Source organism: Lutibacter sp. TH_r2, from assembly GCF_033101135.1.
Classification (GTDB): domain Bacteria; phylum Bacteroidota; class Bacteroidia; order Flavobacteriales; family Flavobacteriaceae; genus Lutibacter.
Genome location: NZ_JAWMPV010000001.1, coordinates 1,404,794 through 1,431,041 on the forward strand (window position 1 = coordinate 1,404,794; position 26,248 = coordinate 1,431,041).

Here is a 26,248-nt window from a genome sequence, read left to right on the forward strand (position 1 = left end):
AAAAGCCGAACCAAAGGCTCGACTTTTTATAAAAATTAGATTGGCTATTATCTAAATTTAAGTGTTTTTAGTTTAAAATGTTTCCAAATTTTACACCAAAATATACTGTTCTTGGACTCATTGGACCATAAACATATCCTGGATCTCTGTCAATTCCATTATCAAAATCTTCTTGGTAAGAATTAAAAATATTTTTCATACCAGTAGAAAATTCTAAATTGCTGTATTTTAATTTAAGTGTTTTAGTAATTTTTAATCCAAGATCAAAAAAGTTATCTGATTTTCTTAACTCACCTTCTTCAGGATCAGCTAAATCAGCTCCAAAATAAGGAACTAACATTTCTCCTGTAAAAGTTCCAGTTCCAATAACACACCAAGTGTCTGTTGCTTCCCAGTCAGCAGTAAAAAATCCGTAACTATCTGGAGTTCTAAAGAAACTTTTCTCGTTAAATTCTTGCGTTTCTTCATATTCACTTGTTTGAATAGTATAACCAGCTTTCAACTTTAAATCTGCATTTGGAACATAATTTAATTCAAGATTAACACCTTTTACAGTTGCTCCTTCATTAGCATTAACTCTTAAATAAGTTACTACTCCATCAGCATCTGGTTCGGAAAATTCATTTACAAAAGGATTGTTTAGTTTAGTGTAAAAACCTTCAACTAATAATCCAAAATTACTATTGTTTTCAAATACCTTGCTGTAATCTAGAGATAGCATAAAACTATCACTTGTTTCTTGCTCCAAATTAGGGTCATTTACATGAATTACTTGTCTTGAACCTGAAGTTTCGATATGTAAATCTTCATCAAAAATTTGAGGTGCTCTGTAACCAGCTGAATAACTTACACGTGCTTGGAAATTTGATTGAATATCGTATAATAAATTAATTCTTGGGCTAAAAACATTTCCTGTTTTTTCATCTCCATTATTCTCTTCATCTTTAACGGAATACGTATCAAATCTTGCACCTAACGATAGTTTGAATTTGTTTAAACGTATGTCATATTGAGAGAAAATACCAAATGTATTCATTTTTTGATCAGCAACTGTTGTATTATCCATATGAGGAATTTCTAAAACACCATTAATAATTTCAGCATTATCATAATCAGGATATCCTAATTTTTTATCTTTTAAAGCAGAATATGTGTTTTCTATTCCTGAAACTAATTCAGAATTTTTGAATTTAGCATTGTACTGTACACCAGTGTTTAAAGTTACATCTTTAGTGTTTCCGTAGTCTGAAAGTGATTGTTCAGCTCCGTAGTAAGAATCACGATTAATTTTTTGTCCTGAAGCGAATATGGACAACAAATCATTTTCTCTATAATATTGTTCAAAAGTAACGGCAGCAGTGGTTAAGTTGTGTTCAACAAATTCAGAAATATCTGCTTCGTGATTTGGAACGTCAAACATATTTCCTCCTCTTCGTTCTTCATTTATATGAAAGAAATCTAACGATACTTTTGCTCTTGAACCTAATTTATGAAACATTCTAGATCCTAATGTAGTGTTTTTTAATAATGCTATTTCTGAAAAAGAATCATCATTTGCATCATAAGGTTTTCTATTTCTATGGAAACCATATATTGAAACACCATTTTTATCATCTTCTCCAACTACTGATGCGTTAAAATTTAAAGAATAATCTGTTGCAGTGTCACCTTCACCAACTCCAATAAAAGCGTTATTTACGCCAATTTCGTATGCATTTTGAGTTGGATCTTTTAGTATTAAGTTAATGGTTCCTGCAATGGCATTACTTCCGTATAAAGCTGATCCTCCACCACGAATTACTTCTACTTTTTCAATCATATTAGCAGGAATAAGCTCTAAACCATAAACACCTGCTAAACCACTAAAAATTGGTCTGCTATTGATTAAAATTTGTGAATATGGACCTTCTAAACCATTCATTCTAACTTGACTAAACCCACAGTTTTGGCAATCATTTTCCATTCTTAATCCAGAGCAAAAATTTAAGCCTTCACTTAATGTTACAGATTGAGTTGATTGAAAAATATCAGTATTTATAATATTTACAATAGAAGATGCTTTTTTACGCATAATTCTACTTCTGTTTCCAGTCACAACAACTTCTTCTAACCCTAAAACGTCTGGTTCAAGTTCAATAGAAATGTTTAAGTTTTCATTAGATTCTAAATCTACTATTTTTTCAAAAGGCTTAAATCCTACAGATTGAATTTGAACTGTATAAAAACCAGGTTTTATATTTCTTATATGAAATGAACCATTTTCATCGGTAGATGTTCCAATAGTTGTTCCTTTTATTGAAACGGATGCATACGGTATCTCACTTCCATTATTTACTACTTTCCCAGCTAATGTTGCACTTGTAAAATTGTCTTGCGCAAGCATAATTTGACTTGTTAGCACCATTGTAAGAAGTGCTAAAATATATTTTTGCATTGTTTGTTTTTTTAAAATAATTTATTTAATTCTATGTGTTTAAAATTATTTTAAAAGGTGGAGATTTATTTTTTGTAAAATGAAAATAAGTTTGTTTTATAAGTGTTTTATAAAAATAAATTTTACTTATAAATACTTGTGTTAGTTTAAGTGCTGAAAATAAAAATATACTAATAGTAAAAATATGAAATGCGCTTAAAACTAAAAATTCTAAAGAATTATGATGATGTGATTTTAATGGCGCATTATCATCATGTTGATTAAAAGGATGAGCGTGAATTACAATTTCACCATTTTGAAGTTGATGAGCGTGAATAAAAACACTGTTGTTAACTATACTCAATATTAAAACACTTAAGCTTACAAAGCTTAAGAATTTTAAAACATAGTTATTGCGGAATGTGTTCATTCTAATATTTCTCGATTCAGTTCGCTAAAATAGAATGATTCTAAATAATAGACAAGAATTATTTAGATTAATTCTAAATAGAATGATATTTGTCATAAAAAAAGCCAAACATACAGTTTGGCTTTAAATTATTTATGTTAATTGAAAATTACATTTCCAATGCTTTTTTAGGATTGTTATCCATTAAAATTTCAATAGGATTTTCTAGAGCTTCTTTAACAGCTACCAAGAAACCTACAGATTCACGCCCGTCAATAATTCTGTGGTCGTAAGAAAGTGCTACGTACATTATAGGTCTAATAACAACTTCTCCATTTACAGCAATAGGACGTTCAACAATATTGTGCATTCCTAAAATTCCACTTTGTGGAGGGTTGATAATTGGTGTTGATAGCATTGAGCCAAAAACACCACCATTAGTTATGGTAAAAGTTCCTCCAGTCATTTCATCAACAGTAATTTGTCCATCTCTAGCTCTAATAGCTAAACGTTTTACTTCACTTTCAACACCTCTAAACGTTAAATTTTCTGCATTTCTAATAACAGGAACCATTAAGCCTTTTGGACCAGAAACCGCAATTGAAATGTCTTGAAAATTGTGTGAGATTTTATAATCACCATCCATCATTGAGTTTACATCTGGGTACATTTTTAAAGCTCGTACAACTGCTAAGGTAAAGAAACTCATAAACCCTAAACCAACTCCGTGTTTAGCTTTAAAATCTTCTTTAAACTCTTTACGGAGATCAAAAATAGGTTTCATATCAACTTCATTAAAAGTTGTAAGCATAGCTGTTTCATTTTTTACTGAAACTAAACGCTCTGCTACTTTTCTACGAAGCATTGATAATTTTTTACGTTCTATACCTCTAGAGCCTCCAGTTGGAGTTCCCATACTTGGAACTGCTTTTGTAGCGTCATCTTTAGTAATTCTACCGTCTCTACCGCTTCCAATAATATCAGAAGGCTTTATGCTTTTTTCGTCTAATATTTTTTTAGCAGCAGGTGAAGCAGTTCCTGTTGCATATGTTTTTTCTTCTTTTGGAGCAGCAGGTTTTTCTTCTTTTACCTCAACTTTAATTTCTTCTTCCTTTTTTGGAGTTCCTTCTGGTTTTTCAGCATCCATATCAATTAAACAAACTACAGAGCCAACTTCAACAGCGTCACCTTCTTCAGCTTTTAAAGTTATTATCCCACTTTCTTCTGCTGGAAGCTCAAGTGTAGCTTTATCAGAATCTACTTCAGCAATAGGTTGATCTTTTTCAACATAATCCCCATCTTCAACTAGCCAAGCTGCTATTTCTACTTCTGTGATTGATTCCCCAGGTGAAGGGACTTTCATTTCTAATATCATACTGTTAATTTTTTAGTCTTTTTTTTAGTTGTTTGTTTCAAAAACGTTATCAATAACTCTTTGATGTCTTCTTTTAAATCTAGCACTTGATCCAGCTGCTGGAACCGCATAAAATGGTTGTGATGCAACTTCTAAATGTACCAATCTAAAGCGTTGCAGCATATAACTCCAAGCTCCCATATTTTCAGGTTCTTCTTGTGCCCAAACATAGTTTTTGACATTTGGGTAACGGTTTATAACCTCTTGTAATTTATCTAAATGCAAAGGGAATAATTGTTCAATTCTAACCAATGCTACATCTTCTCTTTTTAGCTCTGTTCTTTCAGCTAATAAATCGTAATAAAACTTCCCTGTACAGAATACTAATTTTTTAACATTATCTGGATTGATTGTATCATCAATAATTTCTTGAAATTCTCCGTTTGAAATTTCATCCATATTTGAAATTGCTAATGGATGGCGCAATAAACTTTTAGGTGTAAATACAATTAAAGGTTTTCTATAATCGCGTTTCATTTGACGGCGAAGTATATGATAAAAGTTTGCTGGTGTTGTGCAGTCAGCAACAATCATATTATCGATGGCGCATAATTGTAAATAACGCTCCATACGTGCTGAAGAATGTTCAGAACCTTGCCCTTCGTAACCGTGAGGTAATAAAACTACAATTCCGTTTTGAAGTTTCCATTTATCTTCGGCAGCTGATAAATATTGATCAAAAATTATTTGAGCTCCATTACTAAAATCTCCAAATTGAGCTTCCCATATTGTTAAAGCATTTGGATGTGCCATTGCGTAGCCATAATCGAATCCTAATACTCCATATTCTGAAAGTAATGAATTGTAGATGTACATTTTACCTTGATCACTACTTACTGTATTTAGAAGGTTAATTCGTTCTTCTGAAATTTCATCGCGTAAAATTGCATGTCTATGGCTAAATGTTCCACGTTCTACATCTTGACCAGAAATACGAACATCAAAACCTTCTTTTAGTAAACTTCCATAAGCTAATGATTCAGCCATTCCCCAGTCAATCTTATCAGTTTCAAAAACCATTTTTTTACGATCTCTCAAAATGCGTTCAGCTTTACGTAAAAATTTTACACCTTCTGGAACTGAAGAAATGGTAGCTGCAATTTCTTTTAATTTATTTTCAGGGTATGAAGTTATTGTAGGTTGTAACATTTCAGGAAGTCTTCTTCTTGTAAATTCTTTCCAAGTATCTTGCATAAATGGACGAACTTTTGAAGTTTCAACTTCTTTTGAAGCTTGATATTCTTCTTCAAGTAGTGTTTTAAATTCAACAATTATACTGTTTAGATAATCATTGGTTATTGTTCCTTCTGCAATTAATTTTTCGGCATAAATATCTCGTGGATTTTTATGTTTAGAAATTGCTTTGTAAAGTTTTGGTTGTGTAAAACGAGGTTCATCACCTTCATTATGTCCATATTTTCTGTAGCCTAATAAATCAATAAAAATATCGCGTTTAAACTTCATTCTAAAATCTAAAGCCATTTCTATTGCGTGTACTACAGCTTCAACATCATCGGCGTTAACGTGTAAAACGGGTGAAAGTGTAACTTTAGCAACATCAGTACAGTAGGTACTTGAACGTCCATCTAAATAATTAGTTGTAAAACCAATTTGGTTGTTAATTACTATGTGTATTGTTCCACCTGTTGAATATCCATTTAATTTACTCATTTGAGTAACCTCATATACTAAACCTTGCCCTGAAATTGCAGCGTCACCATGAACAATAATGGGTAAAATTTTTGAATCATCACCGTTGTAATCTTTATCAATTTTAGCACGTGTAATTCCTTCTACTACAGGTCCAACTGTTTCTAAATGCGATGGGTTAGGAACTAAATTCATTTTTAATTCCTTATTGTTTTTTAGGGTTTTGTTAATGGTTAACCCTAGATGGTATTTTACATCGCCATCAATACTTTGGTCTTCAAAATCTTTTCCTTCAAACTCGCTAAAAACATCACGAATTGGTTTTCTGAAAATATTTGTTAATGTATTTAAACGACCACGATGTGCCATTCCTAAAACAAATTCATCACAATCATATACTTCAGCAGCATTTCTAATTACTGCGCTTATCGCAGGAATTAAAGTTTCACCACCTTCTAAAGAAAATCTTTTTTGACCTACGTATTTGGTTTGTAGAAAATTTTCAAACGTTACAGCTTGATTTAATTTTTTTAAAATGTATTTTTTTCCTTCCGTTGAATAGTTAGGGTGATTGGAGTTACGGTTTAATTGTTTTTGAAGCCATTTAATTTCTTCTGGGTTTCGAATATACATATATTCAACTCCAATAGAATCGCAATAAATGGTTTCTAAATGTTTGATAATGTTACGAAGTGTGTTTTTACCACTTCCAATCATTCCTCCAGCATCAAAAACTGTATCTAAATCGTTTTCGGAAAGACCGAAATTTTCGATAGCTAAAGTTGGTCTATATTGACGTCGATTTCTAACAGGATTTGTTTTTGTAAACAAATGTCCACGAGTTCGATAACTATTAATTAAATCAACTACTCTGAATTCTTTTAAAACTTTTTCAGGAACTTCAATATTATTTTCTTGGTCGGTTGAAGTATAATTTTCTGTAGCAAAATCAAATCCTTGGAAAAAACTTCTCCAACTAGGTTCAAGAGCATCAGGATTTATTAAATATTGGTCGTACATTTGGGCAATAGCCTCTGTATGTACTGCATTTAAAAATGAAAATTTATCCATTTTAAGTTTTTAGGTGTATATGGTTACTTAAGTAGCAAAAGTACAATTTTTGAATTAAGATAAAACACGATTTTAGATTATTGTACAATTAATAAAATATAGGGTTTAATAAAATTAATGATTATTGTTTTTATTATAAATGTGTAATTTATTTAAATGTTTGTTAATTTTTTAAACTTATTTAAAATCAGCGGAATAGAGTTGTTATTTTTTTGTTTAAAAAAAAAGAGTAATTTTTTTTCATTTTTTTTAAAAAATAGTTGGAAAAAAAATAAAAGCTTGTATATTTGCACTCGCAAAAGCGAAAAATTCCTCCTTAGCTCAGTTGGTTAGAGCATCTGACTGTTAATCAGAGGGTCCTTGGTTCGAGTCCAAGAGGGGGAGCAAAATAAAGCCTTAACTTATTAAAGTTGAGGCTTTTTTGTTTTTGGGAGATTCTTGTTCTTTTGGGCTTCTAGCTATTATTGCTTTAGGAGTTTTAGCTTGTTATTTATTTAATAATAATATTCAATGTTTTAATTAGTTATTGAAAGTGTTAACTTATAAAGTTAATTTTATACGCGAATTAAAAATAAACAGAAATAACTTTAGCGTATTTAGTATTTAAATTAACTTTTTTAATAGTTGCTGGAAATAAAATTGTTTCACCTTTAGTTAAACTATAGTTGCTACCATTACATTCTATATCCAAACTGCCTTCAACACAAATATAAATTACAAAACTATCGTATGAGTTATAATCAATGATTAAATGCTGGTTTATGTTAATTATATCAGTTTTAAAATATGGAGAATGAACAAGCTTATTAGTTTTGTTTTCCTCTAAATTATATGTTGTTTTATAATTTGTGTGTGAATTAAAATCGATAGCATCTAAAGCTAAGTCTGTATGTAATTCTCTTTGTTTTCCGGTAGATGAATCAATGCGGTTGTAGTCGTAAATTCTATACGTTACGTCAGATGTTTGTTGAATTTCTGCTAAAACAGTTCCTGCTCCAATTGCGTGAACTCTTCCTGTAGGAATGTAGAAAGTATCGCCAGTTTTTATTTTTTCGGAATTTAAAATATCTAAAATTTCCCCTTTATTTAAGGATTCTATATATTCTTCCTTTGAAACATTTTTATTAAAGCCCACAATTAATTCAGCTTCATTATCACAGTCCATTACATACCACATTTCGTTTTTTCCAAACGTATTATGGCGTTCTTTTGCTAGCTTGTTACTTGGGTGTACTTGAATAGACAGAGGTGTTTTTGCGTCAATAAATTTAATTAAAACGGGGAAATCATTTCTAAATTGATTGTATACTTTTTCTCCAACTAATAAACCTTTGTACTTTTTTACTAATTCACGTAAGGTATTACCCTTTAACAATCCATTTGAAACAAATGATACGTTATTTTCTACATCTGAAATTTCCCAAGATTCACCAATGTTTTCATTGGTAAAATTCTTATTTAAAATATTTTTTAGTTTTTTTCCACCCCATATTCTTTGTTTTGAAATAGGGTTAAATTTTATTGGGTATAATTCCATGATTTGTTTATTTTTTTTGTTTTTAATAAATGTGATTTAGCAATAAGTTTATAAAAATATTTATTTTAAATATTGAAATCTTTAACTAGTAATTAGTTTATTGCCAATGTTTTGTTTTGAAATTTTGTTACAGCATTTAAATCATTAAAATTTAATTGGGTAGAAAAACTAATACTTGAAAAACTCATTGTATTTAATAAAAATCGGAACCCTACTTTTAATGCAGATTCATGTCCTTTATTGTTTTTTATAGAAATAACGCTTACTCTGTCTTCAAATTTTTTTTCACACAGTTTTAATATTCCTAGAGTATCATCTGTACTTCCATTATTAACAAAACAAATGTGAATATTTTTATTTGATTCTAAAAAATCTTCAATTTTAAGAAAATCAATAATATTTTCAATGTTTGTTAGCGCTATTACAATTCCTGTGTTCATCTAAATTTATTTTTGTGTGAATTTTATTTTTTAATAAAAATTTGAGTAAAGTAATTTTTACCATTTTTGTTTTTTTCTGTTGAAATACCGAAATAATTAAAATTAGGGTTTTCTAATGCAGCTCTATGTGAATCGCTTTTTATCCAGGCGTTTACAATATCGTTAGCTGAAGTGTAACCAAAGCCCACATTTTCAGCAACTGATTTAGCTGCGACATTTACTACTAATTTTTCTTGTCTGTTAGAGAAATTATCATGACTTACTTTTCCGGTTTCGACCATATGTTTAGAGTGAGATAATGCTACGCTTGAAACAATGTTTAATGTTTTTAGTTTTTGCAATCCAATATTTTGTCTATGATTATTAACAAGTTGAAGAATGTCAATTTCAATTTGTGTGTAGGTTGATTTTGTCTCGGTGATTTGGTTAAAGTAATTTTCATCATCATCATTAGAGCAAGAGATAAATAGGGTTAATAGAATTGTTGTTAATATTACTTTTAAAGGTTTCATTAATTTGATTTTTTAGTTTTTAGTTACGCAAATATACCTATGAATATCAGTGATGTAGGAGTGTTTTAGATAGGTGAATTGATAAGTGTAGATGAATGGAATATTTTATTCGATAAAACTAATTTAGGTAAGAAAGAATACTGTTTATCGAAATTAAATGGTAATATTTGAGATGTAATAAAGCAAAAAAAAACAGCCATTAGGCTGTTTTTAATATAAATCAATTTTGGGTTAATAATTATCTTAAAACCCAGGCAATTTGACCTAATTGCCCTATAATTTTAATAGAATCTTTCATAGATAATTTAGATCCATCAGCATGTATCCATCTTTTTAATGGTTTTTCACATAAAATTTCTTTTGCTTTTTGAAGCCCAAAATATTTTCTAATTCGTATAAAAATTTCAACATCAAATAACCATTTAGTTAAAAATTGATTACTAAAAGCGATGTCAATTACATCTTTATGAAAAATTTTAGCTCCACATTGCGTGTCTTTAAAATCCATTTTTAATATTTTTCTAATAATAAAGTTAATAGTTAAACTTATTATTTTTCTGGCAGATTCTTTTGTAATATCAGCACCCATTCTGCTAATTCTAGAACCGCTTACAATTTTATAGTCTGAATTTTCTATTGTTGAAACTAATTCATCAAAATCAGATAGATCAGTTGAAAGGTCGGCATCTAGAAAACCAATGTAATCTAAATCTTGTTTTTTTGCCATATGCAACATACCTAATCTAACAGCATCGGCTTTTCCGCCATTTTTTTCACAATCGTAAATTGAGATAAAGTTTTCTCTACCCTCTCTTAATTTATTTAAAACATCTAATGTTTTATCTTTACTACCATCGTTAACAAAGCATAAGTGGTAACCAGAATGTTTGTCTACAAATTTTAAAAAATCGTCACTTAACAATCTTTCTTCTTCATTATAACAAGGTATTACAACTCCAACACATCTTTGTTGAATTATTGTATTACTGTTTGAAGGAGTTATAGGATTAGCGTTTTTTGGTGCTCCAATTAATCTTTTAACTCTAGCGCAAATTTCATTTAAGCTCAAAGGTTTTTTCATATAATCACTAACACCTAATTCAAAACATTCTGTTATAGTTTCATCAGCGGTATTTCCTGAAAGCATCATAATTGGAGTTTCCGAATTATGTTTAAGTCTTATTTCTTTTACTACATCTAGGCCAGATATGTCTGGCATATTAATATCTAAAATAACTAAATCTGGTTGAAAAGTTTGAAAAGTTTTCAAACCTTCACTTGCTTCGCTTTCTATTTTTACTTCATATCCTAATTCTAATAATCTCTTTTGAAGAGGTAGTAAAACTAATTGCTGATCATCGATTGCTAATATTTTCATAATTTAAATTTTAATTGATTTATGCCACAAAAGTAAGGTTGTAAGTGTTTGAAATTTGGAATTTTAGCCCAGTTCAAAATTAGTTTAGACGAATGGTAGTTTTATAACGATAAATAAAATTAAACAACCATTCTATTTTTTTATATTTACAAATACTTATGAAAGAGTAGCTGAATGCAGGAAAAGACAAACAAATATTTAATTGTAGCATTACTTATTGGAATTATATTCCATGGTACATCTATATTTTTTACTTTAGAAAGTACGTATGATGCTTTAATACATCTATTTTTTGCTGAACATTATTCTAGTAGTTGGTTTGAACCTTGGAATTATAAGTGGTATACAGGTTTTACAGTTATGGGGTATCCACCTTTAGTTCATCAATCTATAGGTTTACTATCGTTAATTGGCGGTTTAAAGTTTGGAATGTTTACAGTAGCAATTATTGCTATTGTATTGTTTATAACTGGCTCGTATCGTTTTTCATTATTAATTACTGCAAATAGAAAAGCTGCAGGTTATGCGGCAATTTTAGCTACATTATCATCTTCGTTTGTAGAAACGCTGCATATTTTTGGTCAGTTACCTAGTATTATTGGTATTTCGGTATTAATGCATTCGTTACCTGAAATTTATTTATGGATTAAAACAGGAAAGTATCGTTACTTAATAACTTCTATATCTTTAATAGCAGTAACGGTTACTTCTCACCATGTAACACCAATTTTTGGAATGATATTTTTTATTTTTCCATTAATAGGAATGGTAATTATGGACCATTCAAGAGAGCAAGTAAATTCTATGAAGGAAGTTACTTTTATGGTGTTTTTAAAATCGTTTTTTAAGTTATTTAAAAGAATTGTTGGTTTTGGAGGGCTCTCGCTAATGGTAATTATTTTTTGTATTTTACCTTATTGGATAAATTCTAAAGCAAATCCAATTACTCAAGTACCAATTCCACATGGAAGTAGAGATAATTTTTTAGAAGTTACATCGTCTGGGTTAGTTTTCTTTTTAATTCCTTGGGGAGTATTGTTGTTTATTTTACCATACATTTATTATAGATTTTATTCTAAACGTTATTTGTTTTTTGGCTTATCGTTTACAATGCTATCCATTTTAGGAACAGGTGGAACAACACCAATTCCATTAAAGTTATTAGGTGAAACAGCCTTTAATATTTTAACATTAGATAGATTTACATTATGGGCTTCTATTATGGCTATTCCAATGTTTGGAGAGTTTGCTTATAGATTTGTTGAAGGAGATTTAAAAGAAAAATTACAACAAAAATTAGGTGCTGTTTACCATAGGATATTAGGTGCTTCGTTTATTGGTTTATTCCTGTTTTTTACGGTTTTTACCATTACGTTAGGTTACTTTAGACCTTCACAGCCAGCAAAAATAAAAATGCTACCTATTCTTAATTTTTTAAACCAGGACGATCACGATAAATGGCGATTTTTACCATTAGGTTTTGGAGATCAGATAGCTTGGCTTTCAGCTCAAACAAATGCTATGACTGTTGATGGGAATTACCATTCCGCTAGAAGATTACCCGAATTAACAACTAGAGCTGTTGAACGATTAGAAAATTCAAAATTTAGAGGAATTGAAGGGATTGGGAGTTTACAACAGTTTTTAACTGTTCCAGAAAAGTATAATTTAAAGTATGTTTTTTCAAACGATAAATTTTACGATCCTATTTTGTATTTCTGTGGTTGGCAAAGGTTGCGGCAATTAGAAAATGGAATTATGGTTTGGGAAAAATTAAATGTTCCGCCACTTTCAAAAATATTACCTAAAGATGAAGTACCTACATTTTTAAAATTAATGTGGGGAATAATACCATTGCTTACTGTTTTAATTGCATTTATTTTAAACATTCAAATGGTGTGGTATCAAACTTTAAAAATTAATATTAAAGAATCACCCCCATTTTTGAAATTTAAAAATAATTATACTAATTTTTCTAGTAAACTTATTGTATTAAATCATGTTTGGGCTGTAATTTTAACAGGAGTTTTCTTTTATGGAGTTTATTTGTTTTATATAAAAACTACGGCTCAATTAAGCCCAACTAACGTGGTTGAATCTTATTATGATGCATTAGATTTTAAAGAGTTTGAACGAGCTCATTCTTATTTAAATCCTGATAAAGAATTAAGTATTGCTCAATATATGCTGGAGGTTTCGGTAACTGATGGAATATTAAGCTCGTATGCAAAATTAAATTCTATTAATGTTGAAGTTATTAATAAAACTAAAAATAGTGCTAAAATAATTGCAAAAACAGAATGGGTTACACCACTTGAGGTTATTGATAAAACGTATAACCACGAGCTAGTTAAAAAGAAAGGTAAATGGTTTATTACACCAAATACATATGATTTAGATATTCCTCCAGATCAGTTGTTTTCTGATAATATACCTGAATATTATAACCACGGTAGAAGAAGAATTACTACACAGCAAACACACCATGAGGATGTTTTAAAACAACCAGTTTTAGAAATTTTATCAGCTTCATTAGTAAAATATAAAAATCAATATTCTATAGTTGGAGAGCTTCAAAATATAGATAATGTTCCTGCGGATGTTGTTTTAAAAGGAACCTTATATTCAGAAGAAAATAAAAAGTTAGCAACATTCAACGCCAAATATGTAATAAAGCACAAATTACTTCCAAAAGAAACTACTTCATTTAGAGTAGATTTTGAAGGTATTGCTTGGTTAAATCCAAATGAAAAAGTTCCAGAAACATTCAATCCGCATGAATTTACACCTATATCTTTGGAGGAGCAGCCAACTAAATTTAATTTGCAGTGTGCAGGAAATGTAGCTACTACAGATTTGTATAAAAAAGTTGCAATTACAAATTTAGATATAGATAAAAATACCATTAATGGTACGTTGTTTAATTACGGAATTCAAGAAGTTACAATTCCTCAATTATTAGTTAGTTATTACAATAGCACTAAAGAAATTGTTTGGGTTGAACATCAGTTTTTAAGAGAAGGAGTGAGAATACAACGTAAACAAACATTTAATTATCCAATACAATTGAATGATAGTTTAGAGGTTATAAATAGTAGTTTAGAAAATTGTTTTGTAAACGGTTTGCCAAATAAATCAATTGCGCAAAAAGTAGTGCCAACTAGAAATAATACTCATTTAAACGAGCAAGTACAGCCTTTAGATAATAGCACAGACTTTGAATATTTTAAAATTGAATTAAATAATTATATAGGAAACCCTAATTAATGAAAAAAGGTAGTTACATATTGTTTTTATTGATAGGAATGCTAACCCTTTCTTCGTTTTTAAGTATAAATTTAAAAAATGAAACAGATGGGTTTAAGTTAATTACTACAACCAAAAAGTTTGTTGCTGGTAATAAAATTGAACTTCAATTTTCAACAACTTCAGACGTTGAGCCATTATTAATTATTAAAAGTTCGTATGGATCCACTATTTTAAAAGCGGTTAAAAAACAAAAGTTACTTACGTATACTATACCAAAAGTATTTTCTAAAAAAATAGGCGTTGTAAATTGGACTTTGATTAATAATACTAAAATAGCATTGAAAAATAATTTTGAAATTATTCCAAATATATCCACAAAAACGGTAGTTGAGAGTTATTTAGGTCCAATTAGTATTCAGGCTGGAAACAGAGATTTTTCTATGTTAGTTGTTGTTCCAACTGATGCATTAGACAATCCTTTACCTGTAAATACTTCAGTTAAAATTCATGAACAATTTTTAAATAATGTTGTGTATAGCGAAGAAAAAATTGAAAACTTTATTGTTTGGCATAATATAATGGCAAAAGAAAAATCTGGTGAAATTTTTGTTTCATCAAGTTGTAATACTTCAAATTCTAAAGAGTTTTCTACGGTTATTTACCCTTCTAACGCTACAGATTTTAAAATAAATTTTGAAAGAAATCATTCATACGCAGATGGAAACCAGCAAACAACTTTTGAAACTTCAATTATAAAAGATGAATTTGGAAATATAATAAGTGATGGTACCTTGGTTGAATTCAATATTAAAAATTTAGAAAACAGCTATTTAAAAACTAGAGCAAGTACCATTGGTGGAATTGCGAAAGCTAAAATTTTACATCCAGATTATCCAACCACATGGAATGTTAAAGCGTTTATAAGTGGATTGGCTCAAAGTAATAATCTAACGGTAAATTATAAATCTGTGATAAGTGATTTTGACATAGAATTTACTGAAGGAAATAGAAAAATAGTTGTTGGACCATTAAAAAGTTATATGAATCAGATTATACCCGATGGCGCTGTGGTGAAACTTCATATTTATAGTGAAAATGAATTTATTGAGTTAAAGTCTGACACTTCATTTAAAGGTTTTGTTACTTTTTATTTAGATTCAGAATTCTATAAAAAACCAACTTATAATTTTACAATTGAAGCATTAGGTGTTTCAAAAAAAATTGAACAAAAAAACTATGCAAAAATCGTTGAATAAAAATATTTATAGAAGTGTTCTAATACTCTCGTTTGTTGCTCTAAATGGTTTTATATTGTATGGAGCAAGTTCGGTTTTGGCCTATTTAAAAACTGGAGCAGACAGAAACACAATGCTTCATACCGAAGTAAAAAGTGAAGATGTTTATTTACCAAGTGTAAATTGGTCTAGTTTAGAGAATCCTGGAAGAGAAATATCTAATCAAGAATTAAAAAGTATTGAAGATAATTATTTAAAATCTTGGTACATAAAAAACATTGCTTACGCAACAAATAATCCTTACGGAATTGAAGATTTTTATACAGATAGTGCTCGCGTACATATTTTTGAGACTATTAAACTAAATAAGAAAAATCTGATAAATATAGAAGTTACAACTGTAAGCCATAATCCCAAATTAGAATTTTATAGTGAAGATGGAAAGCTGGCTGTTTTAACCGATAATAATGTAGTTGAGTATCAAAATACGTATTTAAATAAGCAACTTGTTTTAAGTGAAACTGATACTAGCGCCTATAAAGTTGTGTTGTTATTAGAAGATGGGTTTTGGAGAATAAGACATAAGGTTAAAATAAAAAATGAAGCGCCTAAAGATTCAATTATTAGTAATCCTTTTGCTGAAGTAAAAAATGATGAAATTTTTATTGAAGGTAAGCCATTTATAATAAAAGGTATTAATTATTACCCGCAAGAAATGGCTTGGGATATGTTTGGTGAAAATTTTAATATAGATACTATTGAAAAAGATTTCAATCTAATTAAAAACGCCAATTTAAATAGTATTCGAATTTTTATTCAATATGAATATTTTGGAAAAGAAAAAGTAGAAGCTTCTAAATTAGAAAAGTTAAAAAAAGTATTAGATGTTGCCGAAAAAATAGATTTAAAAGTTGTAGTTACTTTGTTTGATTTTTACGGAGATTATTCATTAATAAATTGGACTTTAACACACAGGCACGCCGAGCAAATTGTAACTAGTTTTAAAAATCATAAGGCAATACTAGCCTGGGATATTAAAAACGAACCAGATTTAGATTTTGAAAGTAGAAATAAAGAAACGGTTGTTGCTTGGCTTTCAGAAATGATTAAACAAGTTAAAAAATTTGATCCAAATCATTTAATTACTATTGGTTATTCTTCTCCTGAAGCTGCCGTTAATTTGGTAGATAAAGTTGATTTTGTATCGTACCATTATTATAAAAATATTGAGAATTTTGAAGCGGATTTAAAAATTCTTAAAAGTAATACAATTGGCAAACCAATGGTTTTGCAAGAGTTTGGATTGTCATCATATAGTGGAATTTGGAATGCTTTTAAAGGAAGTGAAATAAATCAGGCTAATTATCATAAAAAAATGCAAGAGATCTTTAAAAAAGAATCACTTGCATTTATGTCTTGGGGTCTGTACGATTTTAAATCTATTCCTACTTCAGTTGTTGGGCGATTACCATGGCGCAAAAGCAAACAAAAATATTTTGGGTTTATTGATAAAAACGGAGAGAATAAACCTTCGTTTTTATATATTAGTTACTAATGATGGTTTAGCGTTTTTTTGAATTATTTTATTAAAATGGTTTAAATACATATCTACAATATCTTCCATAGGTAAAGAACAAGCAGCTTTGTAATTTAATTGTCCTAATTCTACTCTGTAAGCATCATTTGTTATAATATTTTGAATAGCATCAGCCAATGAAGTTGTATTTGTTGGGTTAAAAAATTCACCTCTATAGCCTTCTTCTTTAACTAAAATACTTAAGTCTCCTAAATCTGGTAAAACAACTGCTTTTCCATAACTACCAGCTTGGTGTAATACTCCTGAACTTCCTGTTGTTGAGGTGTATGGGAAAACTACTACAGCACTTTCATTAAAAATTACTGGTACCTCTTCTTCTTCAACATAACCTGTAAAAGTTAGGTTTGGAACGTGTTTGTATTTTTCTTTTACACTTTCTAAATAACCTGGGGTATTTGGGCTATCGGTTCCAGCAATTACAATTTCAATATCTTCTTGTGTTCTGTTTCTAATTTCTTCAACAGCTTCAATTAAAATTTCCACTTTTTTATAGGTTCCAAACTTTCCAAAGGTCATTACTTTTTTTGGTCCTTTTTCTAATTCATAGTTTGGTTCTGGTGGAGTTTCAAAAGCTCCATGAGGAATTAAAGCTATATTGTTTTGTTTGTATTTACTTTTTAAAATTTCTACGTATTTACTAATTGTTACCGCTACTAAATCTGCTTGTAAAACTAATTTTGTTAATGATGTTCCAATAAAATTATAGGCTTTTTGCATTAATTTATTATTTGTAAATCCTGCGCTTCCTAAATCTACTTGCTCTAAAATGTTATGTAATAATACAATTGAAGGAATTCTTTTCAATTTAAATATCATTGGTAAAAGTAAACCTAACGCTGCTGGGATTTTTTTATCACCAAATTTCATAAATTGTAGGTTAAATAATACAGCGTCTGGTTTTTCTTTATTAATTGTTTTGTAAATGTTTACAATGTTTTTGTAGCTATTAAATTTCCAACAATCTTTTACTGTTATTTTGCAATTGTTAGTTGGGAAATCTAATTGTTTTGCTTCTTCAGTATGATCTGTAATTAATACAATTTCGCTTACTTCATCTTTTAACGCAAAATGTTTTACAAGGTGGTAACCATATTCAGTTAATGTTACTTTACTTGGTGGGAATGCTGTTACTATTGCTATTTTCATGGTAATATTTTTTAAAGTTCTTTGTTGTTTTTGTCAAAAGTAAGACGAATGTTGGTGCTAGATTTAATTCTTCGATAATATGAAAATTAGTTTCGACGAATGGTAAATTTATGGTGGTAAAAGAAATAACACAATTGAAAAAACAAAAGTATGACCATTGCTATTATTTGCATATATACAACTTGCTCTAGTGAATTGTGAAACATAATTATTAACCCAATTTGTGTAGATCCTAAAATGGCAGATACAATTACAGGTATATATTTATCTATAGACAAAAAGTAATATGCAAATATATTTGCTACAGCAAAAATAGATGTTGCTAAAGCATATTTCCATAATAAAGGTGAAATGGATAGGTATTGCTTACCAAACATTATTTGTACTACAAACTCTGGAAATAACCAGGTAAATGTTACAATAAAAGTTGAAAGTATTAATATATAACCAACATACTTTAATAAAATTGGTAAGGTATTTTCACCTTGTTTTTTTAATTGAATTACTTTAGGTAATAACAACATAACAAACATCCAAGCTACAAAATAAACTACTCTTCCAATTAAAGCTAACGATGCATATAAACCAGCTTGTTCATTATCAAAATAGTGCTTCACTAAAATTATATCACTATTATTTATTAGTATTTGAGTTAACTCGTAGAAAGCAGTTAATCCAAAAAATATAAGAATAGGTTTAGATTCTTCTAATTTTTTTAAGCTGATAACTGAAGGTTTTGAAATCCTTTTTTCAAAAGGGAATAATCCAAATATAAATGATGCAACAATTCCAATTGAAATAGCAATTGATGAAGGAATAAAAGGAAGTAATAAAACAGCTCCTAGTGTAATTACCAATCTACTAATCATTTCAGATTGGTAGGTAATTGATAATTTTCCTAATAAATCTTTTCCTTGGTAATAACCTCGGTTCACACTCATAATAAAGTACAAAGGCAATCCAATGGCAAAAATCCAAAACATTGATGAAGTTTGCGTATGAAAAACTGTTTGTAATTCTTTATGAAAAAACGCTATTAACAACCCAACAGTAATTCCTATAAATACTGAATATTTAGTGATTAATTTTAAAAATAATTGCAATTTATCTGAAGTAAACAACACAGCATATTTAGCTGTCACAATTTGAAACGTCATTCCAACAAAAGATAAAACAAGCAAAAATGTTATTAGAATAGCTGCATCAGAAAATTCAGCAGGACCTAATATGCGTCCTAATAACAAATTGTAAATGTAATTTCCTCCGTTTACTAATAAAACGGAAAGCATAAACAATTGTTCTGAACTGATTTTTTTTCCTAAAATTGAAGTTTTTAATATTGCAGCTTTCATAATTATAGTTTATTAATATGTAAAAATATTTTCTTGCTTAAATAATTGAACTAGTTGTTGGTCTTTTAAATCAACTATAAACAATACTTTGTTTTTTTCAGTAGCTTTTTTATATAATGAAGCTATAAATTCAACACCTTTATTATCCAAATTTTTAATTTTATTTAAAGACATTTTTATAAATGCCGATTTTTCAATTAGTAAATCAAAGTAATTTTTTAAGAAGTCTGTGTTTTGAGTATTTAACACACCATTTATCTCGTAAATGTCTGATTGTTTTGTAATTCTAAATGCCATTTTTTTATGTTTTGTTGTTTAAATCTGACACAAATATCTTTAAGATTGCGTTCAAACAGCATAGTTTTTCGATGAAGTGCAATTTTGTGTAGATGAAATATGGGCTCTTTATACTTAAATTGCAATTGTTAATAATAACAAATTAGATACAATGAATTTATTTAGAAAAATCAGCTTTTTAATACTATTAATATTTAGTAATGTTTTAATAAGTCAGAATATGAATGAAGGATTTCAAATGCTTGAAGTTGGAAAGTTCGATAAAGCTGAAATCTTTTTTAACAATACCTTAAAAGAGTACCCAAATAATAAAACCGCAAATCTTTGTTACGGTAGAGCAGTAGGTTTAAATGGTAACGCACCTAAAGCAGTTGAAATTTTCACTAAATTATTAGAAGAATATCCTAATGATCTTGAAATAGAATTAAATTATGCCGAATCACTTTTATGGGGAAAGCAATTTGAAAAAGCAAAAGTATATTATACTACGTTGGTTGAAAAAAATCCAACAAATTTTGCGGCATTATTAGGTTTTGCAAATACCTTTTCAAATTTAAAAGAATATAAAAATGCTTTAACGTATGTAAACAAGGCATTGGAAGTGTCTCCAAAAAATCCAAATGCTATGATTTCTAAAAAATACATTAGATTAGGATACGCAAATAAATATGTGCAAGATCAAAAGTATGCTGAAGGTATTTTATTATTAAATGAAAATCTAGTTGATTTTCCAAATGACAAGGAAACATTATTAAATAAGGTAAATATTTATTTACAAACAAAAGAAACCGAAAATGCTACAACTATCTATAAGCAAATTGCAACCAACCCAAAAGATAGTTTACTTGCGTTAAACGGATTAAGTTTAGTTTCACATATTGCAGAAAAAGATAAAGAAGCTTTAGAAATTTCTAAAACAGCGTTAGCAAAATCTGAAAAAGTGAATGATTCTACTTTAACTAAACAAACATTAGAAAGGTTTACACAAGCATTAATTTGGAATAGAAAATTTAAAGAAGCCGAATCTAAAATAACTAATTTAGTTTCTGAATATGGTGAGGAAAACTGGATTCTTTCATTAAGAGCAACGTTGGGAATGTATAGAAGCGATTTTAAAGAAACCATTGCAGACTATAAACAAATCTTAAAAAAAGATTCACTGTCGTTTGATGGGAATTTAGGAAGTACAAATGCATATTTTGCGAATGGTGAAATTAAAAAAGCGTATAGTGGAGTTTTTAAAACACTTTCAATATTTAAAAATCAAAAAGATGCAACTGGATTTTTAAAAAAATTGAATGAAAATTACACACCATATATTGAAGAAAAAGTAAGTTATACGTATGATAATGGTGATAACAAAGCATACTCAACCAATACGTTAGTCTCTTTACCTGTAAACACTAATTTAAGCTTTACAGCTAATTATCAATACAGAAAAACAGAAAACACTGTAACCAATAACAGTGCAACTTCAAACAACTTTTCTTTAGGGTTAGCTTATAAATTACATTCAAAAATTACATTTAATGCAAAAGCAGGAATTTCATCGGCAGATTCATATAGTAATGACTATAAGCAATTTTTAGCCGAAGCATATTTTAAAATTCAACCTTTTAAATTACAAGATTTAGAAATTGGATATAAGCGAGATATTCAAAATTTTAATGCAGATTTAGTTGATGAAGAAATTTCGGGTGACAATTTATTTTTGAATTATAACATCAGCACTAATTTTAAATTAGGTTGGTTTACACAGTATTTTTATACTTCACAATCTGATGAAAATGTTAGAAACTTATTGTTTACTTCGTTGTATTATAACTTTACTTCAAAGCCTGCATTTAAAGGTGGAGTTAATTTTCAATATATAACGTTTAAAAACCAAGTGCCAACAGTATATTTTAGTCCTGAAAAATTTAAAGCAGTTGAAATTTTTATAGATTTATTAAAAGACGAAAAAATTACTGAACCAAAAGGTGTTTACTATGGTTTAAATGCTGCAACTGGATTTCAATATATAGAAGATCAACCAAAGCAATCAACTTATAGAATTCAAGCTAAACTAGGATATAAGTTTTCGGATAGATTGCTAGCAAATGTATATGGAACGCGAAGTAATATTGCATCTGCAACAGCATCAGGTTTTACCTTTACAGAGATAGGGTTTAGATTAAAATGGTATTTAACTAGAAAACCAATATTTAAATTAAAAAAATAAACCAACTTATTTACTATATAAAAAAAGACCTATAAAGTATACTTTGTAGGTCTTTTTTTGTGGTTATATATAACAATTTTTCACAGTTGAAAACACCTATTAAAAACGTAACTTAAGTTGCTATTTACCCTAATTTTAAGAAGTAATTTTACTGGATAATTTTAAAAATAATAATTATGCCAACTTTAGAAAAACAAATAGGGTTAAACCAAGATTATAAAATTGATGTTGCTGAAAAATTAAACATACTTTTAGCCGATTTCCAAATTTATTACATGAACTTAAGAGGTTTACATTGGAATGTTAAAGGACGTAAATTTTTTATGTTACACGAAAAATTTGAGGAGCTTTATACAGAAACAAATGAAATTGTAGATGAAATTGCTGAACGTATTTTATCTTTAGGATTAAACCCTGTACATACCTTTGAAGGATATTTAAAAATTAAAACTATTAAAATTACTGAAAATGTATCTGATGGAGATGCAGCAGTAAGTTCTGTATTAGGTAATTTAATTGAACTTTTAAATCAAGAACGTGCTATTCTAGAAGTTGCTTCTGATAATAGTGATGAAGGAACAGCTTCATTAATAAGTGATTTAATTTCAGGACAAGAGAAATTAATTTGGATGTTAACTTCTTATTTAAGCTAAACTTTAAGTAAAACAATTTTAAATAGAAATCAAAAAAGCCGAAGTGAAAACTTCGGCTTATGTGGTGTATAAAATTTAAAGGGAAATTACTATTTATTCCACCACAATACTTGTTTGCATTTTTGTAGCATTAGTTAAAGCAATAAGCTTGTAAACTCCTGGTTGTAAATAACCTAGGTTAAGCGTTATTTTATTGCTAAAGGTTGTTTTTAATGCGTTGTTATATACAATTCTACCTAACAAATCACTTATTATTACAGTTGTGTTTTCAGAATTTTCTGGTAAAACCAAAGTTGTTGAACTTTTAAACGGATTTGGGTAGTTGTAAATGTTATTCTCTTTTGTTATTTCAATTTCGTTTAATGATAGGGTTTTGGAATTTGAAAAAATCAAATCAGATATTTTTATTAAAAAAGGTTGAAAACTCGAATAATCACCTTGTATAGAAAATACTAAACCTCTAATTTTTGTGTAATCTGCTGAATTTCCATTTTGATCTTTAAAATCAGCTAAACTTATACTTGTAGAAATTTCACTATTATTTACTGGTAAATTGTAACGTAATCTATTCTCCCAATTTTCTAAATTTTCAGTAACTAAAATAACTTCAATAGGTAAATTATTTTGAATTTTTAATTCAATGTTTTCATAGTTTGATGTGTTAAAAACTAATTCTCCAGGTAAAATATTTCTAAATAAATTAGCAGTTCCATAAACTTCACCTTCAACACTAACATTTCTTTCTACTGAATAATTTTTATCTAAATATTCTGAATTGCTATTAGATATGTCAAAATTTGTAATTTTTGTTTCGCTTTCTACATAATCAATTCCCCAAGGTCCATCTGCTAAATACAAAGCATCTTGTTGAGGTGAATTATTAGCTTTTACTGAAAATCCAATATCAAACATACTTCCAATACTAATGGTAATATCTTCTTCAAAATCTTTAGATAAATAACCGTCTAATGCAACAAATTCTGTTTCTACATTTTCTGTTGCTCTTACATTTCCTTCAAAATAAAGTGAAGATGCTTCAGATTTGTTTTTTACAGTTAAATGTAATTCTCCGTTTTTATAGGTTCCTTTTTTTACAAAAACTGTAGGAATTCTATCTAGTTTATTTTCACTACTTAAAGGTTTTTCTTCTTGAACTTTAGCTAAAACTGAATTTGCAATAGCACTTACTTGTCCCATTGAACCTCCCCAAATTTGAAAGTTTAAATAATTTGCGTTTGGATACTCGGCAATGTTCCAATAGCTATGTAAATTATATTGACTCTCTGTAACTTCTAATGAAAAGTTTAAGGCGTATTCAATCAATTTGTTTTCGCGTTCAATTTTAATCATTATTATCTCATGACCATTTAAATAAATAGTTCTTATATCTTCTAATGAAGAGCTATTTAATCTATCGCAAATCACTTTTGAATGATCGTAAATACCATTTTCAGAATAGGTAGCTAATGCTGCAGAAACACGTTCTTCACCTTCATAATAATCTACCGAAAAAACTTGTTTAGCGTTTGTAATTCCAATTAAATCTGTTGGACTTGAAGTGAATGAAGTTTCAGTTCCAAACATTCCTGTTTCTGGAAAAAGAGCACTTAAATTAATTTCACTATTAGTTTTTGATGAGAATGTTTTAGTAGTTGATTTAAATTTTGCTTGTAATTTTTTTTCGTGCTTAAAACTATTAGCCTTAATTCTATTAAAATTTCTTTTAGCTATTAATGAAGCTAGATTTCCATTACTTTCTAAACCTCCTTTATTAGCTGAAGTAACATCTGTTGCTGAATTTACATCGGCATAATTTATTGTTTTTATTGCAGAGTATGGGTTTGCTGTAACATAAAAAATAGCATCGTTAAAATCATTATCACATGAGTTATAATCTCTTCTAATATCTTCAAATCCTAATATTATTCTTTCGTTTTCCGGATCGTTTAGTAAAACATTATGATATTGTAATTCTGAATTAGATTCTGGATTAAAAGTAGGGTTAGAGTATAACTGCCATAAACCCGATGTAACATTACTTCCGTTCCATGCATTTGCAAGTAAAACCCAGCCAATTCCTGTTCCAGGTGAAAATCTACCAATATTAACTTTGTTTCCTGTTTCTAAACCTCCGCCGCTTCCTAAAGCTGAAACGTTTGGAAAAATAATGGTAATATCTTCAGGTTCAGGAGCTGATGTTATTGGGTTGTCAATATCATAAGTGTAAAAACCTAATACGTTTCTGTAACCAGCACCTTCAGATACAAAAGTAACCCAAACATCTGCGTTATCTTCTATATGAATATCGGTTTCGTATCCAGATGTAATATAATGCGGATTGTATTCTGGAACAGGATAACTTTCTGGTAAAGAGTTGCTTATTAATTCTAAAGTTTCAGTACTTACATTGTCACTTTCCTCTAAATATTGAGGTGTTCCATTAGACGTGTACGAACCTAAAAATTGATAGTTTTGTGCGTAAATTGTACTTGTAAAAAGTACTGTTAAAAGTAATAATTGCTTCATAAAATAGTTATTTATGAAACAAATGTAAGTTTAGGTTTTGATGAAATTATATATTTTCGTTTACCTTAAAAACGTAAAAGTTTAACTGCTTGTTAGTATCGATGAGTGGTATTTACAATAAATTTAATCTTTTCATTAATTCAGGTTTATTAGATCTGCTAACCGGAATAACATCTTTACCTATTAGTACACTATTATCTTCAATATCAATAATTTTTTTGGTATTGATTATAAAAGATCTATGCACTTTTAAAAATAAATCGTCTGGTAATTTATCTTCAATTTTTTTAAGTGTAGAATGTACAGTATAGTTTTTATTTTCTGTTTTAATTTGAATATAATCTCCTTTTGCTTCAACCAATTTAATAGTTTCAAAGTTGATTTTAATTAATCGTCTATCAATATTTACATACAATTCATTAACAGTTTCTTCTTCTTTTTTAGTGTCTTCTGAAGTTATTTGAGTAAACGAAATTGCTTTGTTAACAGCTTTATCAAATCTATTTTGATTGATAGGCTTTACTAAATAATCTACAATGCACTCATATTCAAAAGCTTCTATTGCAAAGTTTTTATCTGAAGTTGTTAGTATTACTTTTGGTGGGTTTTTTAAAGTTTGAATTAAATCAAAACCGGTAAAAGTAGGCATATGGATGTCTAAAAAAATTAAATCTACTTCGTTTTGATTTAAATATTTGATAGCTTCAATGGCATTTGAAAAACTGTCTATTAAGTTAACGTTGTTGTTGTTAGAACTTAATTGTTTAATAATGGCTCTTGCCATTTCTTCATCATCAATAATAATACTTTTCATAGTTTAGTTTTTAAACCTTGTTTATAAAATGAATCATTGAAGTTAGTATAATTTCAAATTCATTTTTGAGTTTTATACTGTTTTTTTTCAAATCTTCTTCGTAATCAATAGCAACTTGATAACTTTTTGTGAGGCCTAAAATACTAATTTTATGTTTAATTTTATGAACAATTTCAGCTGCCAATATAAATTTTTCTTGTTTTAAGAAATTGGTATACGTTTCAATTTCATTTGGTAATTCATTTTTTACAATCTGTAACAGTTTGTTTTCGAATTCTTTATCTCCTCCAGATATTTCTTGAATGTAGTTTAAATTTGGTTTTTCAGTCATAAT

19 protein-coding genes and 1 tRNA gene are annotated in these 26,248 nt (G+C 28.6%); 6 read left to right on the top strand and 14 right to left on the bottom strand.

The genetic code is table 11. The annotated features are described in order from the left end of the window. Positions 1-67: 67 nt before the first annotated feature. From R3X25_RS05895 to R3X25_RS05910, 4 genes are all read right to left on the bottom strand, one after another. Positions 68-2,434, bottom strand: coding sequence for a TonB-dependent receptor (locus R3X25_RS05895; RefSeq protein ID WP_317672802.1), 2,367 nt, complete (start codon positions 2,432-2,434; stop codon positions 68-70). 31 nt (positions 2,435-2,465) lie between these two features. Then, entirely contained in the window at positions 2,466-2,843 is a 378-nt protein-coding gene (locus R3X25_RS05900; protein ID WP_317672803.1) for a hypothetical protein, read from the bottom strand. A gap of 148 nt (positions 2,844-2,991) precedes the next feature. Beyond that, the gene (gene odhB / locus R3X25_RS05905) at positions 2,992-4,197 is read right to left on the bottom strand and encodes a 2-oxoglutarate dehydrogenase complex dihydrolipoyllysine-residue succinyltransferase (protein ID WP_317672805.1); all 1,206 of its coding nucleotides are present in this window, start codon (positions 4,195-4,197) and stop codon (positions 2,992-2,994) included. A gap of 24 nt (positions 4,198-4,221) precedes the next feature. Beyond that, on the bottom strand, positions 4,222-6,957 hold the full coding sequence (locus R3X25_RS05910) for a 2-oxoglutarate dehydrogenase E1 component (protein ID WP_317672808.1): 2,736 nt from the start codon (positions 6,955-6,957) through the stop codon (positions 4,222-4,224). Positions 6,958-7,267: 310 nt separating this feature from the next. Between R3X25_RS05910 and R3X25_RS05915 the strand changes: the two genes are divergently transcribed. Next, a tRNA-Asn gene (locus R3X25_RS05915) sits at positions 7,268-7,341 on the top strand. 181 nt (positions 7,342-7,522) lie between these two features. On the opposite strand, the gene R3X25_RS05920 is transcribed toward R3X25_RS05915, so the two are convergent. The 4 genes from R3X25_RS05920 to R3X25_RS05935 all read right to left on the bottom strand — a co-directional run bounded on the left by R3X25_RS05920 (position 7,523) and on the right by R3X25_RS05935 (position 10,824). Beyond that, entirely contained in the window at positions 7,523-8,494 is a 972-nt protein-coding gene (locus tag R3X25_RS05920; RefSeq protein WP_317672810.1) for a type I phosphomannose isomerase catalytic subunit, read from the bottom strand. Between the two features lie 92 nt (positions 8,495-8,586). Then, the gene (locus R3X25_RS05925; protein WP_317672812.1) at positions 8,587-8,934 is read right to left on the bottom strand and encodes a glycosyltransferase; all 348 of its coding nucleotides are present in this window, start codon (positions 8,932-8,934) and stop codon (positions 8,587-8,589) included. Positions 8,935-8,957: 23 nt separating this feature from the next. Then, positions 8,958-9,446 carry a CAP domain-containing protein gene (locus R3X25_RS05930; protein ID WP_317672814.1) on the bottom strand — a complete coding sequence of 163 codons (489 nt, stop codon included), beginning with the start codon at positions 9,444-9,446 and terminating at the stop codon, positions 8,958-8,960. Between the two features lie 238 nt (positions 9,447-9,684). Next, positions 9,685-10,824 carry a response regulator gene (locus R3X25_RS05935; RefSeq protein ID WP_317672816.1) on the bottom strand — a complete coding sequence of 380 codons (1,140 nt, stop codon included), beginning with the start codon at positions 10,822-10,824 and terminating at the stop codon, positions 9,685-9,687. Between the two features lie 174 nt (positions 10,825-10,998). On the opposite strand from R3X25_RS05935, the gene R3X25_RS05940 reads away from it, so the two are divergent. Genes R3X25_RS05940 through R3X25_RS05950 form a run of 3 tightly spaced genes read left to right on the top strand, consistent with a single transcriptional unit; the run spans position 10,999 to position 16,863 of the window. Then, a complete protein-coding gene (locus R3X25_RS05940; protein ID WP_317672818.1) occupies positions 10,999-14,091 on the top strand; it encodes a hypothetical protein in 3,093 nt (1,030 codons plus the stop codon). Then, a complete protein-coding gene (locus R3X25_RS05945) occupies positions 14,091-15,329 on the top strand; it encodes a hypothetical protein (protein ID WP_317672820.1) in 1,239 nt (412 codons plus the stop codon). The genes R3X25_RS05940 and R3X25_RS05945 overlap by 1 nt, the downstream gene beginning before the upstream one ends. Next, on the top strand, positions 15,310-16,863 hold the full coding sequence (locus R3X25_RS05950; protein ID WP_317672822.1) for a glycoside hydrolase family 2 TIM barrel-domain containing protein: 1,554 nt from the start codon (positions 15,310-15,312) through the stop codon (positions 16,861-16,863). Before R3X25_RS05945 ends, R3X25_RS05950 begins: the two co-directional genes overlap by 20 nt. On the opposite strand, the gene R3X25_RS05955 is transcribed toward R3X25_RS05950, so the two are convergent. From R3X25_RS05955 to R3X25_RS05965, 3 genes are all read right to left on the bottom strand, one after another. Further along, positions 16,846-18,051, bottom strand: a complete 1,206-nt coding sequence (locus tag R3X25_RS05955; RefSeq protein WP_317672824.1) for a glycosyltransferase — start codon at positions 18,049-18,051, stop codon at positions 16,846-16,848. The genes R3X25_RS05950 and R3X25_RS05955 overlap by 18 nt on opposite strands. A gap of 86 nt (positions 18,052-18,137) precedes the next feature. After that, complete coding sequence (locus R3X25_RS05960; protein ID WP_317672826.1) at positions 18,138-19,403, bottom strand: sugar isomerase; 1,266 nt, start codon at positions 19,401-19,403, stop codon at positions 18,138-18,140. Positions 19,404-19,415: 12 nt separating this feature from the next. Beyond that, positions 19,416-19,700, bottom strand: coding sequence for an STAS domain-containing protein (locus R3X25_RS05965; protein WP_317672828.1), 285 nt, complete (start codon positions 19,698-19,700; stop codon positions 19,416-19,418). 151 nt (positions 19,701-19,851) lie between these two features. Here R3X25_RS05965 and R3X25_RS05970 point away from each other — a divergent pair, with 151 nt between their 5' ends. Together R3X25_RS05970 and R3X25_RS05975 are read left to right on the top strand one after the other, a co-directional pair. Further along, a complete protein-coding gene (locus R3X25_RS05970) occupies positions 19,852-21,921 on the top strand; it encodes a tetratricopeptide repeat protein (protein WP_317672830.1) in 2,070 nt (689 codons plus the stop codon). 176 nt (positions 21,922-22,097) lie between these two features. Further along, positions 22,098-22,574 (top strand): DNA starvation/stationary phase protection protein, encoded by a 477-nt coding sequence (locus R3X25_RS05975; protein WP_317672832.1) that lies wholly within the window; start codon positions 22,098-22,100, stop codon positions 22,572-22,574. A 93-nt stretch (positions 22,575-22,667) separates the two neighbouring features. On the opposite strand, the gene R3X25_RS05980 is transcribed toward R3X25_RS05975, so the two are convergent. The 3 genes from R3X25_RS05980 to R3X25_RS05990 form a co-directional block, all read right to left on the bottom strand. Beyond that, positions 22,668-25,100 (bottom strand): DUF4114 domain-containing protein, encoded by a 2,433-nt coding sequence (locus R3X25_RS05980; RefSeq protein WP_317672834.1) that lies wholly within the window; start codon positions 25,098-25,100, stop codon positions 22,668-22,670. A 112-nt stretch (positions 25,101-25,212) separates the two neighbouring features. Beyond that, positions 25,213-25,914, bottom strand: a complete 702-nt coding sequence (locus R3X25_RS05985) for a LytTR family DNA-binding domain-containing protein (protein WP_317672836.1) — start codon at positions 25,912-25,914, stop codon at positions 25,213-25,215. Positions 25,915-25,924: 10 nt separating this feature from the next. Beyond that, positions 25,925-26,245, bottom strand: coding sequence for an Hpt domain-containing protein (locus R3X25_RS05990; RefSeq protein ID WP_317672838.1), 321 nt, complete (start codon positions 26,243-26,245; stop codon positions 25,925-25,927). Positions 26,246-26,248: the final 3 nt, after the last annotated feature.

Coding starts and splice junctions, on each gene's coding strand:
- R3X25_RS05935 (WP_317672816.1), bottom strand. CDS start 10,824: ATGAAAATATTAGCAATCGATGATCAGCAATTAGTTTTACTACCTCTT.
- R3X25_RS05965 (WP_317672828.1), bottom strand. CDS start 19,700: ATGGCATTTAGAATTACAAAACAATCAGACATTTACGAGATAAATGGT.
- odhB (WP_317672805.1), bottom strand. CDS start 4,197: ATGATATTAGAAATGAAAGTCCCTTCACCTGGGGAATCAATCACAGAA.
- R3X25_RS05980 (WP_317672834.1), bottom strand. CDS start 25,100: ATGAAGCAATTATTACTTTTAACAGTACTTTTTACAAGTACAATTTAC.
- R3X25_RS05945 (WP_317672820.1), top strand. CDS start 14,091: ATGAAAAAAGGTAGTTACATATTGTTTTTATTGATAGGAATGCTAACC.
- R3X25_RS05900 (WP_317672803.1), bottom strand. CDS start 2,843: ATGAACACATTCCGCAATAACTATGTTTTAAAATTCTTAAGCTTTGTA.
- R3X25_RS05990 (WP_317672838.1), bottom strand. CDS start 26,245: ATGACTGAAAAACCAAATTTAAACTACATTCAAGAAATATCTGGAGGA.
- R3X25_RS05960 (WP_317672826.1), bottom strand. CDS start 19,403: ATGAAAGCTGCAATATTAAAAACTTCAATTTTAGGAAAAAAAATCAGT.
- R3X25_RS05940 (WP_317672818.1), top strand. CDS start 10,999: ATGCAGGAAAAGACAAACAAATATTTAATTGTAGCATTACTTATTGGA.
- R3X25_RS05985 (WP_317672836.1), bottom strand. CDS start 25,914: ATGAAAAGTATTATTATTGATGATGAAGAAATGGCAAGAGCCATTATT.
- R3X25_RS05950 (WP_317672822.1), top strand. CDS start 15,310: ATGCAAAAATCGTTGAATAAAAATATTTATAGAAGTGTTCTAATACTC.
- R3X25_RS05920 (WP_317672810.1), bottom strand. CDS start 8,494: ATGGAATTATACCCAATAAAATTTAACCCTATTTCAAAACAAAGAATA.
- R3X25_RS05970 (WP_317672830.1), top strand. CDS start 19,852: ATGAATTTATTTAGAAAAATCAGCTTTTTAATACTATTAATATTTAGT.
- R3X25_RS05930 (WP_317672814.1), bottom strand. CDS start 9,446: ATGAAACCTTTAAAAGTAATATTAACAACAATTCTATTAACCCTATTT.
- R3X25_RS05955 (WP_317672824.1), bottom strand. CDS start 18,051: ATGAAAATAGCAATAGTAACAGCATTCCCACCAAGTAAAGTAACATTA.
- R3X25_RS05925 (WP_317672812.1), bottom strand. CDS start 8,934: ATGAACACAGGAATTGTAATAGCGCTAACAAACATTGAAAATATTATT.
- R3X25_RS05910 (WP_317672808.1), bottom strand. CDS start 6,957: ATGGATAAATTTTCATTTTTAAATGCAGTACATACAGAGGCTATTGCC.
- R3X25_RS05895 (WP_317672802.1), bottom strand. CDS start 2,434: ATGCAAAAATATATTTTAGCACTTCTTACAATGGTGCTAACAAGTCAA.
- R3X25_RS05975 (WP_317672832.1), top strand. CDS start 22,098: ATGCCAACTTTAGAAAAACAAATAGGGTTAAACCAAGATTATAAAATT.